Consider the following 15,761-nt stretch of genomic DNA (forward strand, 5'->3'; position numbering starts at 1 on the left):
ATGTTGACTGACCCAGCGCTTTCGCGGGCAAGCCCGCTCCCACAAAGGATTTGCGGTGATGATTAGAACGTAGTGCGAACGCCGAACTGAACGCTTCTACCTGGCGCCGGCGCGATGTCGCGCAGGATCGAGCTGGCATAGCGCACGGTCTGGTTGGTCAGGTTCTCGCCATTGACGAACGCCAGCCACTGGCTGCCGCCCACATTGAAGCGATACCCCGCGCTGGCACCGAGGGTGGTGTAGCCATCGGTGCCGCTTTCGTTGTCCGGCACACGCCCTTGGCCTGCGGCATGTTCCACATCGATACGCGCCTGCCAGCGATCCAGTTCCCACAGCAAGCCGCTGTTCAAACGCAATGGCGCAATGCGCGGCAAGGCTTCGCCGGTGTCCAGGTTGGTGGCGCGGGTGTAGTCGCCCGACAGTTCCAGCGCAAACTTACCGTAGGCGCCTTCGCCGAGCTTCCAGTGATCCTGGGCTTCGAAGCCGGCGAAACGTGCGCGCACGCCAGAATATTCGTACTCGGGAATACCACTCGCGTCCTCTTCGCCTTCATCGTTCAGGGTACGACCCGTGCCCAACAAGCCGATGTAATTGGAGAAGTGGCTATAGAACACGCCGAAGCTGCCCTTGTGGGTGCCGTTGTCAAAGCGCAGGGCCAGGTCGCTGGACACGGCCTTTTCTTTCTTCAGGTTGGCATCGCCCAACTCGTAGGTACCGGTGGCAACGTGGGCGCCGTTGGCGTACAGCTCGTAAAAGGTCGGCGCGCGTTCGGTGTAGCCGAGGGTGGCGGCCAGGGACCAGACCGGGGTAAGGGTGTAGACCGCGCCAGACGACAGGCTGCCTGCGGTGAAGTTATTGCTTTTGTCGGCATTGGCAAAACGCTCGTTGCCCTTGGCGTTCGGGTCGACGCTGGTGTGTTCCAGGCGTGCGCCGAGGCTGAGTTTGAGGCGCTCGGTGGCTTGCATTTCTTCGAGGATAAACAGCGCGCCGGCGTTGGTGTCGGTCTGCGGCACGAAGGCTTCTTCGCCCAGGGCCGAGAACTCGTTGCGCGTCACTTGGGCGCCGACCACCCCATCGAACGGACCAATCGGCTGGTGGCGGGCTTCGACGCGGGCTTCATAGCCTTTGTTCTTGAAGGTGGTGCCGGTTTCGCCGCCTTCGATTTCGCGGTGTTCGTAGTCGGTGTAACCGGCGTCGAGTTTCACCGAAGTAAACGGCCCTTGCAGGTTGCGGATCTCGGACGCAAAGGCGTAGTGGTCCTGTTTCATGCGGATGCGCACATCCTGCTCGGCAGGTGAGCCGTAGTTACTGTCGTAGTTGCTGTAGGACAGCCCGGCATAACCATCGTCCCAGGTGTAGGAACCGCCTACTGCACCGCCGTCCTGACGCCCATTGCTGTTACCCAGGCGCCCATTTTTGCCGGGGCCGTTCTCGCTCTCCGGTGCATGCCGGCTGCGGGCATAGCCTGGAATTTTCAGGTCGTTGAACTCGCGGCCATTGGCATCCAGGTGCAAGGCGAAGCTGCCGTTGCCGGCTTCCAGCTTGCCCGCGCTGCTGCGGGTGGTGTCGGCACCGCCGTAGCGCAACTCGCCGGCGCCATGGATGCCTTCAATGGCCTCGGTGGGGATGCGATTGTCGAAGGTGTTGACCACCCCACCGATGGCGCTGCCGCCGTACAGCAGGGCGGCCGGGCCCCTTACGATTTCGATGCGGTCAACGTTGATCGGGTCCAGGGGCACCGCGTGGTCGTAGGACAGCGACGAGGCATCCAGCGCCCCCACGCCGTTGCGCAGGATGCGAATGCGGTCGCCATCCTGGCCGCGAATGATCGGGCGGCTGGCCCCCGGGCCAAAGTACGAAGACGACACGCCCGGCTGCTTGTTCAGGGTTTCACCGAGGCTGCCTTTTTGTTGCAGGGTCAGGTCATCGCCTTCCAGCACGGTGGTGGGCGAGGCGAGTTGTGTGCTGCCCAGCGGGTTGCCAGTGACCACTTGGGGTGGCAGTTCCAGGGCATGGGCCTGGGAGCCAATCAACAGGGCGGCGGCGAGGGGCGACAAGCGCCAGAGAGAAGGCAGCGACATCGGATATTCCTGGGCAAAATGACTGATAACTTAAGTTACAATATAACATCTCTTTTTTGTTAGGGAGGGGAACTTTTCCTGACGGGCTATATTCAATGCCATGCTTCCACCTGCACGCCCCGTCGGCTAAGGTGCGCGGCTGTGTTTCCTCTTTTTGCAAAAGGCCCGGCATGACCGCGACAAGCAACGACCCGCTCCACGGTGTGACCCTGCAGCACGTGCTCACCACCCTGGTGGAACATTACGAGTGGAGCGGCTTGGCCGAGCGCATTGATGTCCGCTGCTTCAAGAGTGACCCGAGTATCAAGTCGAGCCTGACCTTCCTGCGCAAGACGCCCTGGGCGCGGGAAAAAGTCGAGGGGTTGTACGTCAAGCTGATGCGCACCAAACGCCCGCTGGACTGAGCCCATGAAGCGTTTTGTCGCAACGGCTGCACTCGCCGGTTGGGTGGGGTTGGCGATCCAGCAATATCTGATTCTGTATTCGCGCTGGGCCAGTGGCGCGAGCTTGCTGGGCGGCTTGATCAGTTTCTTCAGCTTCTTCACCGTTCTGACCAATACCCTGGTGGTCGTGGTGCTCAGCTACTCACTGGTCAAGCGCGACTCAGCCGCCAAGCGGTTTTTCCTCGCGCCTCGCATCAGTAGCGCGATCGCCGCGAGCATCGTGGTGGTGAGCCTGGCCTACAACCTGCTGCTGCGGCATCTGTGGAGCCCGCAAGGCTTTCAATTTATCGCCGATGAATTGCTGCACGACGTCATGCCGTTGTTGTTTGTGGTGTATTGGTGGCGGTGTGTGCCCAAGGGTACGTTGCGGCTCAAACACATTGCCGGCTGGGTGATCTACCCATTGGTGTACTTCGGTTATGTGCTGCTGCGGGGGCATATGCTCGGGCAGTATCAGTACCCGTTCATGGATGTGGACAGCCTCGGTTATCCACAAGTGTTTGTGAATGCCGGAGGGATTTTGGCAGGGTTTATCGTCATTGGGCTGGTGATCGTTGGCCTGGACAAGCGCCTCAAATCACCCTCGATTTAAAGTGAGCGCCATTAAGGTGGGAGCAGGCAAGCCAGCTCCCACCTTATTCATTCTTCTTCGCTGCCCTCAGCACGCCAGTAACCCACGGCCTTGAGGTATTCCTCATTGACCTTGTGCGTATCCAGCAGCACCCGCCGTACCTGGCGTGACAACTTGGTTTCGGTGGCGACAAAGCTGTACAGCGTGCCGCTGGGCAGCGTCAGGTTGCGCACCACATCGAGCAGGTCATCCTGGCCGCGCAGAACCCAGATCACCTCGACTTCGGCTGCGCTGCCGAGCACCTGTTGTTCCGCCGCATCGGCGATTTCAATCACCGCCAGCACCTTGCGCCCGGCCGGCAGTTCTTCCAGGCGTCGACCGATGGCGGGCAAGGCGGTTTCGTCGCCGATCAGCAGGTAGCTGTCGAAAATGTCCGGCACGATCATCGAGCCTCGTGGCCCACCGATATACAGGTGCTGACCGACCTGCGCCTGCTCGGCCCAGGTAGACGCAGGGCCATCGCCATGCAGCACGAAGTCGATATCCAGCTCGCCGATTTTCAGGTCGTAGCGTCGTGGCGTGTAGTCGCGCATGGCCGGTTGCGGGCCGTCGCCCTTGATGGCGAACGTCGGGCTTTCCAGCGCCGCTTGCTCGGCGGCGTTCTGCGGGAACAGCAGCTTGATGTGATCGTCGCTGCCCAGGCTGATAAAGCCCGCCAGCTCAGGCCCGCCCAGTGTGATGCGGCGCATGCGCGGGGTGATGTCCACCACCCGCAGCACTTCCAGGCGGCGGCGTTTGATTTCGTGAGTCACGCGATGAATGGCTTGTGTGTTCATTGGTCTGTCCCGTCGGCAATGGCTTGGGCGGTGCGATTGAGCAGCGCCGCAACACGAACGATTTCCTGCGGGCTCCAGTGCCCGTTGTGCGAATGCAAGGCATGGCGCAGGTTGTGCACCGCCTCATGAATCTCGGGTGGGCGATCGTGGCCGCGCAGCGAGCGTTTGCTCACATCGATGCGCATGCGCACGCCGTCCAGAGCAACCGCTTGCTCGCTTAAGAAGAGACGACCGGCGTCGGTGATTGTGTAGTGTTTTTTCCCGCCTTCGGCAGTGCCGCTGATCAGCTCGCTCTCTTCGAGGAAGGTCAGGGTCGGGTAGATCACGCCGGGGCTGGGGCTGTAGGCGCCGTCGAACAGGCTTTCGATGCGGCGGATCAGGTCGTAGCCGTGGCATGGCTGTTCGGCGATCAGCGCCAGCAGCAGTAATTTCAGATCACCCGGTGCGAAGACGCGAGGACCGCGACCACCACGTTTTTCGAATTCACCGCGAGGTTCGTTTCTCATGCAGGCTCTCCAGACAGGTTTAGATATAACTTAAGATATATCTTAATGTGACGATAGGGCTTGGCGACCAACGGTCGTCGGCGCCTTTTCCGGCAGAGGACCTTGGAATACGTAGAATACGATTAATTTTAGAGTCATAACTTTAATTAGAGTTTAAACTCAGTTAAGTTTAGGTCCGGCAGCTTGTTTGTGGTATTTTTCTGAGCGAAAGTTCTTTTGGTTGGCCCTGTTTTTTGTGTTGTAGTCTTGTTCTTACAGCTACTTTGAAAGTTTTGGCAAAGTGCCATGTTTTTCTCTCAAGCCCTGATTAATAGGGCTACGCAGGTGTGAGAGGTTGCCTGCATACCTACTGTTATTTTGAGTTGATCATTGTTTGGCGTTGCAACTAACGGCAGCGCGTTCGTTGTTAAGGCGGTTACTTGGCGACGAATCACTCAATGTTGATAACTACAGGTATTGACCATGTTCAAGAAGTTCGCGATTGCTGTTCCCCTGGCTGTTATGGCGCTGTCCTCCTCGGTAACAGCTTTTGCTGCCGGTGAAGCCAGCCACACCGTCAACATGAAGGCCACCATCCCGACTACCGTGTTCCACGCCCAGCCGCGTGACCCGAACTGGGGTCGCGATGAAACCATGACCTACAACCTGGTCAGCGGTGAGCTGGCGCCGTTGAGCGCCATCTACGACATCAAGAACACCAATGGTTCGGTTCACGCCTACATCGAAGGCGGCCCGGCCGTGCTGTTCAACGGTGACCCAAGCCAGAACATCCCGCTCACCACCACCCTCAATGGCGTGACCCTGACCGGCACCCCACAGGAAGTGGTCAACGAAGCCGACTCCACCCCAGGCGTAGGTGCGGAGATGCGCATCGTCGCAGCCAAGCCTTCGGCGACGCAGCGCGGTTCGTACACCTCCGTGATGCCAGTGGTCTTCGACGCGGTACTGCCAGTAGGGCCTTGATGCCAATCAATGCCCGCTTGGCGCGGGCATGACTTTTCAGGTCGGCGAATTCCTCCTCCGTTCGCCGGCCTGGTTTTCGATTCTGGTCTCCTGGCATTCAGAGTATCCGTTCATGTTCCCGATGACGCCTATCGCGGCTGCGCTTGCGCTGCTGATATGTACGAGTGCGCTGGCGGCACCTGCTGCTTCCGGTGCAGCCACGCCCGGCAGCCTGATCACTCAGGCCCAAGGCTTGCCCGCAGGCTTTGCCGATCACTTTTTCGATGTACCCCTGGCGGTGCGCGTAGACCTGGACCACCAACTGCTTGGCGAAGCGCTGATCGTGCTGTCCCGGGACGACCGCGTCACCCTGCTCGAATTCACCGACACCGGCGATAGCAAGGTGCCGGCTGCCACCCGCGACACCTGGCAAGGCCTGCTGGAAAAAGGCGTGGCGTTGGGCGCCTGTACCCAGTCTTGCCCGCAAAAGATGATCTCTGCTTACTACAATCTGGAAAGCTCCCAGTTATCGATCCTCACGCAGGACGTTGAACTGAGCAGCGAAGCCCCGCGCTTTTACGACCAGCCCGACGGCGGCAGCCTGGGGTTGATCATCAACAACCAGCTCAACCTCAATGGCGGTCAGCAAGACAGCCTCGGCGGCCGTTATGGTTTGCAAGCCAGTTCCAGCGTGGGCAACTGGAGCCAGGTGTTCAACCTGCAACTGGCGCGCCAGAGTGGTAATGACCAACCCATGCGCCACGCGATTCATGAGCTGTACACCCAGCGTGAACTGGAGGGGCAGTTTTTTCGCCTTGGCCACTTCACCCCCAATTCCGATGGCCTGACCCGTCAACTGCGCAGCTTCGGCGCCAGCCCTGACACCGCCTTGGGCATCATGTACGGCAGTTCCGACAGCCTGGCGATCAACAACCCCAAGCCCAGCGTGTACCCGATCTACGTCACCGCCAACCGTCAGGCAGCGGTAGAGATCTATCGCAACGGCTTGCTGATCAACACCCAGGCCGTGGCCGCCGGCCTGCAAACGCTGGACACCCGGCCACTGCCCGGCGGTATCTATGAAGTGGAAGTACGCCTGGTGGAAGACGGCCTCACCACCAGCACTACCCAGGAGCTGGTGTACAAGCCCGGTAACTGGCGCAACGCCGAAGACCGCTGGCGCTACAACCTGTTCGCCGGGCGCGAAACCAAGCTGTTCAGCAACTGGGACGAGCAAGCCTCAGGTGCGGTGACGGCCGGCGCGTCGCTCAATTACCTGCTGCACCCACGGGTGATTCTTGGCCTGTCGGCCCGCCAGGTGCGCGAGCAACTGCAATATGGCAGCTCGGTGGACTGGACCGTTGCCGACAACACCAGCCTCTATGCCAATGTTTATCAAACCCGTGAACATGGCACCGGCCTTGACCTGCAAGGGCTCTACAGCTTCGGCGCGACCAACCTGGTGTTCAGTCACAGCCGCAGCTGGCTCGACACCCGCGACACCTACGAAACCCTGCCCGACGGCACGCGCCTGCGGCGTAACACCTTTGTCGGCCAGGCCAGCAATTCGGCGTTGTCGGTCAACCATCGCCTTGATGCGAAAAACACCTTGAACATGCGGGTGTCCCACAGCCAAGGCAACGTAGAAGGTGCGGGGCTGGACCTGGGCTGGAGCCGTCACGACAGCTTTTTCGGCAGTGATGCCAACTGGCGTTTCTCGGTGTTCGACCGCCCCGGCAGCGCCGGCACCAATGACCAGCGCAACCGTGGCGTGGATGTGAGCCTGAGCGTGAACCTGGGCAGCGAAGGCCGGCAGATTTCCGGCAGCATCGGCACCCGCACCGCCCGTGATGGCGGCCGCGATAACAATGCGTCGATCACGTATCGCCAGAACCTCACCGACCATGTGCTGCAAAGTGTCTCGGCCACGGCGATCACTGATACCTACGGCGTCGGCCTGTCAGGCATGGCCAACTTCAGTACCGACGTGGTCAGCGGCGACGGCTTTGTGCAGCGCAGCTCCTTCAATGGCGATTTCAGTGGTGGCTTGAACCTCAACAGCACCTTCGTCGCGGGCGCCGGGAAAATGCTGCTCAGCAGCCAGTACCAGGGCAACGGCGCGGGGATGATCATCGATGTGGAAACCGACCTCGACGAGATCGCCCTGCGCGCCGACGACCTGGGCGGCGGCAGCGCGGTACTGCGTCCGGGGCGCAACTACGTGCCGGTCTCGGCCTACAAGAGCAGCAGCGTGAGCTTCGACTTCGAAGGCAACCACCCGCCGGCGGCGAACATCCAGCCCGCACGCTCCAGTTACCACCTGAACAAGGGCGGCGTGGACTACCGCAAGATCACCGTGATGAAAACCGTCACCGTACTCGGCCGCCTGCTGGATGAACGCGGCGCGCCGCTTAAAGGCCATCACGTAATCAATCACGCCAGCCGTGGGGTCAGCGAAGTGGACGGGTTCTTCTCCATGGAGATGAGCGCCAGCGCGCCGACCCTGCAGGTGCGCTACCAGAACCAGTTGCTCTGCCAGTTCCGCCTGGACCCGAGCACTGCGCCGGATGAAAACGACGTGTTGATGATCGGTGATCTGCGCTGCACACCGGACACGCTGGCCGAAGCTAACCACAAGGGCGAAACCGCCGGTTGACGGCGGTTGAAACGGGAGTTCATGACCTTGATTACCGCAATGAAAAAACGCTTGGGGCTCTGTGCATTCGCGCTGGTTTTGGGCGCTACCTACAGCTTGCCGGCCCTGGCTATCGTCGAGCAGATCACGGCGGTGTTTCGCCCCGATCCGGCCAACCCAACGAGCAATAAATTCGTCAACACCACGCCGCAAAGTGGCTTGTGTCCCTGGCACGTTCCAGCCAGGTGCGAGGCGGTCAATACCTTCAGTATCCGTAACAGTTCGTTCCGGGCCTATTCCAATGGGCCGATACCGGCGTTTCCGGAGGATCCGCGCCAGAGCGCCTATTTCAAGGTGCCCTCGGCATTTCGCGATCTGCAAGTGACTCATACCGTCACCGGTCGTGCGGAGACGGTACAGATGCGCATTGCAGGTATTGGGGGACGGTGGAATGTCTCTTATCCACCGGGTGTGTCCGGCTGGGCCACGCCAGGTGTGGGCTGGAACACTTATTGGCGAGGGGCGCCGGCACCGTGCTTGCCGATCAATTACATGGCGGCGGGACAAGCGTATGCGCTTTTTTTCTGGATCGTTCCAGAGAACGCCGGAGCCTGCAGCGTTACAAATGGTATGGAAATCGGGCGGATGAGCTACAGCACGCTTGAGTACGGCTACGAACTCAAGACACCAAACCCTCTGGGTATGGACGCTGGTACTTATGAGGGTTCCATCACTTACACCATGGGCCCGGGCGGCGATATGGATTTCGGCACCACCATGATCCCCGACGAAAACACCCTGACCTTCAACTTCATCTTGTCGGTGGAGCACGTGCTCAAGATTGACCTGCCGGCGGGCGGCAATCGCATCGAGCTGTTACCCGAAGGCGGCTGGCAAGCCTGGCTCAACCAGGGGCGGCGCCCGTCGCGGCTATGGCGTGACCAGACCTTCGCAATCTCCGCCAGCTCACGTTTCAAGATGACCCTTGAATGCGGGCTGGTGATCGGCAACACCTGCGGCCTGCGCAACAACGACGGTGACGAAGTGCCGCTTCAAGTCGCCGTGAGCCTGCCCTATGGCTTGCGTGATCAGCACGACCAGGGCGTGAACAAACTGCCCCTGCGCCTCGACGGCGTCGGCACCGAACTGTTCCAGCCGTTGCAGTACGTGAACAACCGCGAGGGCAAGTTGCATTTCGAGGTGGGCAAGGATGACGTCGCCGACATGCTCAAGAAACCCGGCAGCACCTATTCCGGCGTGGCCACGGTGATCTGGGATTCGGAAGTCTAGGCGAGCCCGGCTCGCATATCGGCTCCCTGTGGTGGGCCGCGTTCAATCAATAAGGCGTAATCAAACATGAAACATGCAGTGTTAGGGGCTGGGCTGTTGCTGATGTCATTGGCGGCGCAGGCCGGGCCGGCGATCAATGTCGGCGTGGTGTATGACTACCTGGAGGGCGACCGCAGTTCTTACCTCAAGCGGGTGTTCAACGGCGGCACCAGCACCGCCTTTATCAAGGTCAATGTGCTGGAAATTGTCTATAACGCCGACGGCACGTCCAGGGAAATTCCGGTGGCCTCCCTGACGGATGACAAGGGTGCCGCCACCAGCCGCGACGGCCTGATGGCCAGCCCGGCGCGGTTGATTGTTCCGGCAGGCGGGCGCCAGGGCACTCGCTTGCTGTACATGGGCGAGCGCGACAAGGAGCGTTACTTCCGGGTGCGTTTCATCCCGGTGGTGCCGGAGAAGGAAGACGACTTCGCGGTGACCGACGCCGAGCGCGACGAGTACAAAAAAGATCTCGCCGCCGGCGTCAACGTCATGGCCGGTTACGGCACGGTGTTTTTCGTGCGGCCCAAGGACACCCGCTTCGATACGAAGGTCGTCGAGACCGCCGACCAGTACACCCTGCGCAACGCCGGCAACAGCGTGGTGGTGCTCGATGAGTTCCGGGACTGCTCAGCGGCGAAAAAAACCGACTGCGAAGCCACCACCAAGCACCACATTTTGCCGGGGCGCCAATGGCAGCTTGAGAAGAAGCCCGGACGTGAATACCGCTTCCAGATGATCGAAGGCCGCGACAAAACACCGATGACGGTCAACAGCAACGGGTGATGACAATGTTCAAGCAACTGACGGTATGGGCGGGGCTGGTCGCAACGTTATTCATCGGCGCGCCGGTACAGGCGCTTCAGGAACGCCAGAGTTTTGATGTGTCGGTCACCATTCCGATCCACGAAGCCTATGTGCTGCCCTCCGAACCCGACTGGATGGCGCAGGACCAACTACTGGCATGGGACCTGGCGACCTCCAGGCTCGGGCGCCTGCGCAAGAACTTCGACGTGAAAAACCTCAATGGCGGCGTAGCCGCGCGGCTGGGGGACGTGCCCTATCTGTTGAGCGGCCGCGACCGTATTGATTTGCACGTTCTGTTCAACCGGGTGCCCTTGACCCTGGACTCGACCCAGATACTCAGCGCTGACGAGGCGGGCATGGGCCGGCGCGTCGAGCTGGAGATTACTCCGATCGAGCCGCAGGGTGGATACCAGGGCGGGTCCTACTACGGCACGGTGCACCTGATGTTTGATTTTCTGGCGCCTTGACCGCTCGGGCCCATTACCCTCGGTTCTTGCGTGTCCCGGCCCGGTTCAGCGCCGCATGAGTCAGGTCTCGCAGCCACTGGTTGTGACGGTACCCCAGCTCGTTCAGTGTGGCATCGTACTGGGCGGCACTCATGGGGTTGCCGGACAACACGCTGGCTTCGTCCAACTCCAGGGCCCGCGCAAGGTCGCGCAGTTTTAGTCGCAGCGCTTGCCGATCGGTTTGCGGCAGGTCCTGCGCCTGAGCGTATTGCGCTTGCAGCGCCTGTAATTCATCGAGCTGCTGGTACTTCAGGTCGAAGGTGTTGTCATTGTTCCATTTGGCGGTGGGGTTCTGCTGCTCAAGGTAACGTTCCCAACCTTTGTCCAAAAGCATCTGATTCACCAGCCCATCACCTTCTTCCAACCGGGCTACCGCGGCGGCCACCTTTTCGATCTGCGCCGGGGTTACATCTGCGAGTGTGCGGTAAGTCATATGGGTGGACAGCCACGGTAGATCCAGCCGGTCTGCCAGCGTACTGCGATAGGCCAGATGAATACCGGCCTCGTCGACTTCCCCATGCTCGCCGTCGATGACCTGCGACCATAACCGTTGTCCCAGCCCGCCCTGATCCTTGGGTTTGAGGCGGTGGGCGATGTCTTCGCCAATGGCTTTGCCCATGTAAGCATCGCGCGCGGCGCCACGGGCCAGCACCGCCAGGCGGGCCTCAAGTTCCTCGGGTGATGTGCTGGTCCTATGGGCTTCGCTGGCGAGCACTTCGACGCCCAGTTTCTGAAAAATAAGCGCGCCGGCGTCGGGGCATAATCCGGGGTAGCGGGTGTCCTTGAATACGCGTTCGCGCAGGTCGCTGTCGGCTTCGACCGCCCGCAGCAGGCGCCATACCCGCCGGCTCAGCTCAGGGTGATTGCTCTGGTAGGCCAGGCGATCTTCGTCAGCTTGAAACTCATCCGGCTCCTCCAGGGATTTGATCACTTCAAACAGGCCCTGGGAGCCGGGTTCCTTTTCAACTTCATCCCACAGTTGTCGATAGCGCTCGCGCTTTTCTGGCTTGAGGTAGGTCAGCCAGGGTTCGCTCTCGCCTTTAGGGGCATAGGCGCGTAGCGGGTCCAACCCCACCGATTCGCGATATTCGGCGAGCAGGTCCTGAAAATCCGATGTGAGCCGGTGCTGGTCCAGCCGCGTGCGGGCGATGATGTCGGCGTCATCCGAGCCAGGAGTGACGTGGGGCAACTGGGTGATCGCATTCTCGCTCACGTCCAGCTGGAATCCGCGCGCACGGGACTGGCCCACCAGCCCGGCAGGCCACTCCTTGATTTGTGTATTGCGCAGGTTCAGCCAGGTCAAGGCCGGCATTTGGCTGATATCCGGCGCGCGCCCCAGCGGGTTACCGGCCATTTCAAGCTGTTTGAGGCGCTTGAGCCGTCCAAGTGTTGCTATGGCCGCATCGTCCAGTACCAGGGCATTGCCTTCCAGATGCAAGCGTCGCAAGCGTTTGAGCTTGCCGAGGTTCGCCGGCAACTGGGTGAGCTGGTTATGACTCAAGTCCAGGTCGCGCAGATGCGGGAAGTTGTCGAGAAAGGCGGCGTGGCGATCCAAAAATTCGCAACCGCGCAAGTCCAGGTCACTGATGTGGTTAAGGGGCACATTAAGGGTGGGCAGTTCGTCGGGCATGGCGGTGTTGAACAAATCGAGAGCGATACCACCCCGATGTTCGAAGCTTTCGTCCAAGTGAACCGTCAGGCCATTGCTCCAGCCGTCGTAGAGGCGGCTGGCGACTATCCCACGGCGTTTGCGTACTTCCGGTTCCAGCAGGGTGGTTTCCCAGCGTGTCGGGCCTTTGATGTAGGCATCGAGCTGTTGGAACAGTTGCTGCTTTTGCGACTCCATCTGCGCCAGTGTCTGCTCGCCTTCGGCTGTACCCAGCGTGATCGATAAGCGTCGAACGGCTTCGCTGCTCATGGCGGGCAGCAACTGCTTGATGCGCTCTTCAATGGTTTTGGGCTGCATATCGTAGCTGTCCGTGTGAGACATCTTGCAGGATGCGCCGCCGCCCAGGAGTACTTCGGTCTCAGGGTCAGGCCGCATCCGCACCGGCGATTCGGCCAAGGCCAGGCGTCGCTCGGCCGGTGCCTGATTGTGTTCGATTACCCATTGGCGCAGTTGCTCACCTTCGCCAACCGCGTAGGGCGGCGTGCGTTGCGGGTCTTGCGTCAGGGTCCCGAGCAGGCACTCGTACAGCGTGGTGGCAGGGTTCAACGGCTTGGCATCGGCGTCGAACACTGCATAGTTTCCGTCTGCGTTGCGCACCAGGGTGTGGGTCTGGAGCGCGTCGGCTTCGCCCACACTGCAGCGCAAAGGACCGGTGGGGCTGTTGTCCCGTATGTCGATTTTCAGCCCGCTGAAGACGTCGCTGTGTAGACGTAAGGTGTTCAGCACCAACCGCTCGCTTTGCGCCGAGGGTTGCCGGGGCGGGTAAAGCCCTTCGACGGCACGGCAGGCCTGGCTGTCGAAGTCAAACTCCCGAGCCAGACTTCTGAGGCGCAGGGGCAGGCGCTGTTCCTCTGTCATCACCCTGGTTTCTTCAGGCCAGGCCTGCTTGAGCAACGCGTTGGCATTGCTCAGCGCCAGCTCGGGAAAGCTCTGGCGTAACAGGGCTACATGCGGGTCGCTGCTGACTTGGCCTAGCTGGTAGTAACTTTTGGCCAGGTGCCCACCAAAGCCGTCGACGTAGTCCGCGAGTTTATTGCGCAACGCCTGGGCCTGTTCGGCCTGCGGCAGGGTTTCGCCCAGCAGCGTATTGACCTGCTGCTCGTCGAGAAAACCCAGCACGCGCTCCGGCAGTTTGGCAGCCATTACGTCGGCCAGGCTGATACGCAGGGTGTCGGCGGGTGCTGCGGCGCCATCGCCGTATTTACGCGACTCGCCGCTCAGGTCGCTGTTGTAAAACACCTCCAGCGCTTTGCTTGACGGCCAGCCGGGCAGGTCGGTGACGGCCTGTTCGAACCAGTAGGAATAGGGTTCGAGTGTCTGGCCTGTGCGTATCTTGTCGGCCGATTCTTCGGCAAACCGTCCGGCGCGAAAGCGTTCGAGGCTGTCGGCCAGCAGTGGCGGGGTCGGTTGGTTGCGCACGTACATGTGGCGTAGATGATCGGGCTCGCTGCCACTGGTGACACGGACCTGTTCGAGCTGCTCGGCAGTGAGCGAACGGGCCGCGGGGCTGATGCGGCGCATCAGCGTGTGATCATTCCAACTGCGCGGTTGTTCACCTTCATGCACCCAGGCACCGGTGCCGTTGACGTGCACTTTGGGTTGATAAGCATCTGGCCGGCTGGGGTGCACGATGCGATGGAGGGGCAGATGGGGGTCAGGTTTGACATGCAGGTGTTCGCCCCCATGGGCCAGCCAGTGTTTCTGTGAGTGCTGATACAAGCCCTGTGCGTCGGCGGTGATGTCTTGGGGCAGGCTGATGTTCTGCTGATAGGGCGAAAGGTCGGGGTTCCACAAGCGATGTTCACCGCCCGCCAGTGTCACCGGGTGCAGGCCCTCGACGAAGGGCGACAGCTTGAGGGTGATGGCCTGGCCGATGTTGCCGGCCCCCGCCCAAATGCCTGCTTGCACTAGCGCCTCCACCACATCCATGGCATGCCCGATGGCCTCCAGCCCTTGGCCTTGCGCCCAGTCAACGATCCCTTCGAAGACATCGCTGGCCACCTGGTAGGCGGTGTAGGCGAGCATCAACTCTCCCAGGAACGGCACGAACGGGGTGACCACCAGCAACGCGGCATTGAAGATATCCGAAAGGATCTTGCCCAGGTTGTCCCACCAGGCCCAGCGTGCCATCAGGTCGGCGTAGGCGGTGCTGATGGCCAGCTCACGGCTGTCGTTGACGACTTTATTGACTTTGACCCGGTACAGGTAATGCCACAGCGTATCGGGTTCGGAATGGCCGGTGGGCGGGCGGTTGTGATGGTCGTCGAAGATGTTTTGCACGCTGAAGTGTAACTGCGGCGTGTCGACCGCGATGGTTCGCCAAGTGGGTCCGCTGTCGGTGCGATTCTTTTGATGCCATTGCACCTTGAACAGACGATTTTGCAGCTCGGCAAAAAAATGCCCACGTTGTTTATGGTCGATGAATTGACTGAAAAACTGCCGGTAAGAGGGTTGAGCGGTTGCCTCGCCGGTTGAGGTGCTGTCGCGCAGCTGGCGTGTCAGTTCGTTCATGAGTTCGATCGGCGAAGCGTACTCCTTCAACGGGTGCTCGGGGTCTTCGGGCACGTAGGCGATCAGGCGTTCGATGTGCTTGTCGTGGCCTTGTGGCGCGGCAATCAGCACAATACCGCTGAGGCGGGCATTGAGCAGGCTCAGGTTGTAATACGCCACCGCGATGCCATCCAGCGTCGGCTTGGGCTTGCCCTCAACGATATCCAGAATCAGGCGTCGGGCATCCGCTTGGAGGTGCTGTTGCGACCAGGCGATGCAGGCGGCGTTCTTCAGTGAAGCCTTGTCGCAGGCAATAACCTTGAGCCGTAACTTATCGGCCTGTACCTGATTGTCGAAACCCAGGATTTTCAATAAGCGCGTCTGATACTGCCGGCCGATATCGAGGGTGCGACACAGGCTTTTGAAACCTTGCGCGGTCAGGGGCTGGCCACTGCTGCTGGAGGTGAACGTCAGGATGTTCTGCTGCCCGAGGGCGTCGGCTTTGGCCAGGAATGCATAGTCGGCGAACTGCTCGTTGGCGCTAAAGTTATGCAGTGCGGCATCCAGTAACGACACGGTGCGGCTGGTCACGCCTTTGTTTGCCTCGATGACCCACCAGCTGTTTTTGGCGGGCGCATAAAGCCGGATAAACGTATTTTTTACATCAATGTTGCCGTATTCACGCAGGGCATTTTTTAGCAGGGGCTCGGCGAATGCGTACACGTCCTTCAGGTATTTGAAATGGTCATCCAGATCATTCCTGGCGGTCCATTGCTTGGCCAGGGCGTCCTTGGACACCGTGTCTGCAAGAGGAACGGTCGACTTGAGCCGGGTATAGACGAAAGGGCTGGCGGCCTGCAATGCGCGTACGCGGGTGAGTGTGCTGGTGCTGAGCCATTCGGGAACTGAACGCTGGATCAAATCAAAATGCATACCCTTTTCTGCG

The 15,761-nt window shown here is 60.5% G+C and carries 11 protein-coding genes; 7 read left to right on the plus strand and 4 right to left on the minus strand.

The window, feature by feature from the left end; all coding sequences use genetic code 11:
* Window positions 1-62: 62 nt before the first annotated feature.
* Window positions 63-2,081, minus strand: coding sequence for a TonB-dependent receptor (locus CLM72_RS05835; RefSeq protein ID WP_105225879.1), 2,019 nt, complete (start codon window positions 2,079-2,081; stop codon window positions 63-65).
* Window positions 2,082-2,251: 170 nt separating this feature from the next.
* Between CLM72_RS05835 and CLM72_RS05840 the strand changes: the two genes are divergently transcribed.
* Window positions 2,252-2,485 (plus strand): VF530 family DNA-binding protein, encoded by a 234-nt coding sequence (locus CLM72_RS05840; protein WP_010212838.1) that lies wholly within the window; start codon window positions 2,252-2,254, stop codon window positions 2,483-2,485.
* 4 nt (window positions 2,486-2,489) lie between these two features.
* Complete coding sequence (locus CLM72_RS05845) at window positions 2,490-3,116, plus strand: Pr6Pr family membrane protein (RefSeq protein WP_054897682.1); 627 nt, start codon at window positions 2,490-2,492, stop codon at window positions 3,114-3,116.
* Between the two features lie 47 nt (window positions 3,117-3,163).
* On the opposite strand, the gene CLM72_RS05850 is transcribed toward CLM72_RS05845, so the two are convergent.
* Together CLM72_RS05850 and CLM72_RS05855 are read right to left on the minus strand one after the other, a co-directional pair.
* Window positions 3,164-3,931 (minus strand): siderophore-interacting protein, encoded by a 768-nt coding sequence (locus CLM72_RS05850; RefSeq protein ID WP_105225880.1) that lies wholly within the window; start codon window positions 3,929-3,931, stop codon window positions 3,164-3,166.
* Window positions 3,928-4,437 (minus strand): PadR family transcriptional regulator, encoded by a 510-nt coding sequence (locus CLM72_RS05855; protein ID WP_057701439.1) that lies wholly within the window; start codon window positions 4,435-4,437, stop codon window positions 3,928-3,930. Before CLM72_RS05855 ends, CLM72_RS05850 begins: the two co-directional genes overlap by 4 nt.
* A 462-nt stretch (window positions 4,438-4,899) precedes the next feature.
* Between CLM72_RS05855 and CLM72_RS05860 the strand changes: the two genes are divergently transcribed.
* The 5 genes from CLM72_RS05860 (at window position 4,900) to CLM72_RS05880 (ending at window position 10,617) form a co-directional block, all read left to right on the plus strand.
* The gene (locus tag CLM72_RS05860; protein WP_057701438.1) at window positions 4,900-5,400 is read left to right on the plus strand and encodes a CS1 type fimbrial major subunit; all 501 of its coding nucleotides are present in this window, start codon (window positions 4,900-4,902) and stop codon (window positions 5,398-5,400) included.
* 112 nt (window positions 5,401-5,512) lie between these two features.
* Window positions 5,513-8,035, plus strand: a complete 2,523-nt coding sequence (locus CLM72_RS05865) for a CS1-pili formation C-terminal domain-containing protein (protein WP_105229087.1) — start codon at window positions 5,513-5,515, stop codon at window positions 8,033-8,035.
* A gap of 21 nt (window positions 8,036-8,056) precedes the next feature.
* Window positions 8,057-9,304, plus strand: a complete 1,248-nt coding sequence (locus CLM72_RS05870; RefSeq protein WP_105225881.1) for a hypothetical protein — start codon at window positions 8,057-8,059, stop codon at window positions 9,302-9,304.
* Window positions 9,305-9,370: 66 nt separating this feature from the next.
* A complete protein-coding gene (locus tag CLM72_RS05875) occupies window positions 9,371-10,129 on the plus strand; it encodes a hypothetical protein (RefSeq protein ID WP_054922506.1) in 759 nt (252 codons plus the stop codon).
* Between the two features lie 5 nt (window positions 10,130-10,134).
* Window positions 10,135-10,617, plus strand: a complete 483-nt coding sequence (locus tag CLM72_RS05880; protein WP_105229088.1) for a CS1 type fimbrial major subunit — start codon at window positions 10,135-10,137, stop codon at window positions 10,615-10,617.
* A gap of 13 nt (window positions 10,618-10,630) precedes the next feature.
* Here the strand turns inward: CLM72_RS05880 and CLM72_RS05885 are convergent, their stop codons facing one another.
* Entirely contained in the window at window positions 10,631-15,748 is a 5,118-nt protein-coding gene (locus tag CLM72_RS05885; protein ID WP_256595289.1) for a dermonecrotic toxin domain-containing protein, read from the minus strand.
* Between the last annotated feature and the right edge of the window lie 13 nt (window positions 15,749-15,761).

The organism is Pseudomonas sp. MYb193, assembly GCF_002966775.1.
Classification (GTDB): Bacteria; Pseudomonadota; Gammaproteobacteria; order Pseudomonadales; family Pseudomonadaceae; genus Aquipseudomonas; species Aquipseudomonas paracarnis.

Bases quoted from the DNA above. Each gene is read 5' to 3' on its own strand.
- CLM72_RS05835 (WP_105225879.1), bottom strand. From the start codon at position 2,081: ATGTCGCTGCCTTCTCTCTGGCGCTTGTCGCCCCTCGCCGCCGCCCTG.
- CLM72_RS05840 (WP_010212838.1), top strand. From the start codon at position 2,252: ATGACCGCGACAAGCAACGACCCGCTCCACGGTGTGACCCTGCAGCAC.
- CLM72_RS05845 (WP_054897682.1), top strand. From the start codon at position 2,490: ATGAAGCGTTTTGTCGCAACGGCTGCACTCGCCGGTTGGGTGGGGTTG.
- CLM72_RS05850 (WP_105225880.1), bottom strand. From the start codon at position 3,931: ATGAACACACAAGCCATTCATCGCGTGACTCACGAAATCAAACGCCGC.
- CLM72_RS05855 (WP_057701439.1), bottom strand. From the start codon at position 4,437: ATGAGAAACGAACCTCGCGGTGAATTCGAAAAACGTGGTGGTCGCGGT.
- CLM72_RS05860 (WP_057701438.1), top strand. From the start codon at position 4,900: ATGTTCAAGAAGTTCGCGATTGCTGTTCCCCTGGCTGTTATGGCGCTG.
- CLM72_RS05865 (WP_105229087.1), top strand. From the start codon at position 5,513: ATGTTCCCGATGACGCCTATCGCGGCTGCGCTTGCGCTGCTGATATGT.
- CLM72_RS05870 (WP_105225881.1), top strand. From the start codon at position 8,057: ATGACCTTGATTACCGCAATGAAAAAACGCTTGGGGCTCTGTGCATTC.
- CLM72_RS05875 (WP_054922506.1), top strand. From the start codon at position 9,371: ATGAAACATGCAGTGTTAGGGGCTGGGCTGTTGCTGATGTCATTGGCG.
- CLM72_RS05880 (WP_105229088.1), top strand. From the start codon at position 10,135: ATGTTCAAGCAACTGACGGTATGGGCGGGGCTGGTCGCAACGTTATTC.
- CLM72_RS05885 (WP_256595289.1), bottom strand. From the start codon at position 15,748: ATGCATTTTGATTTGATCCAGCGTTCAGTTCCCGAATGGCTCAGCACC.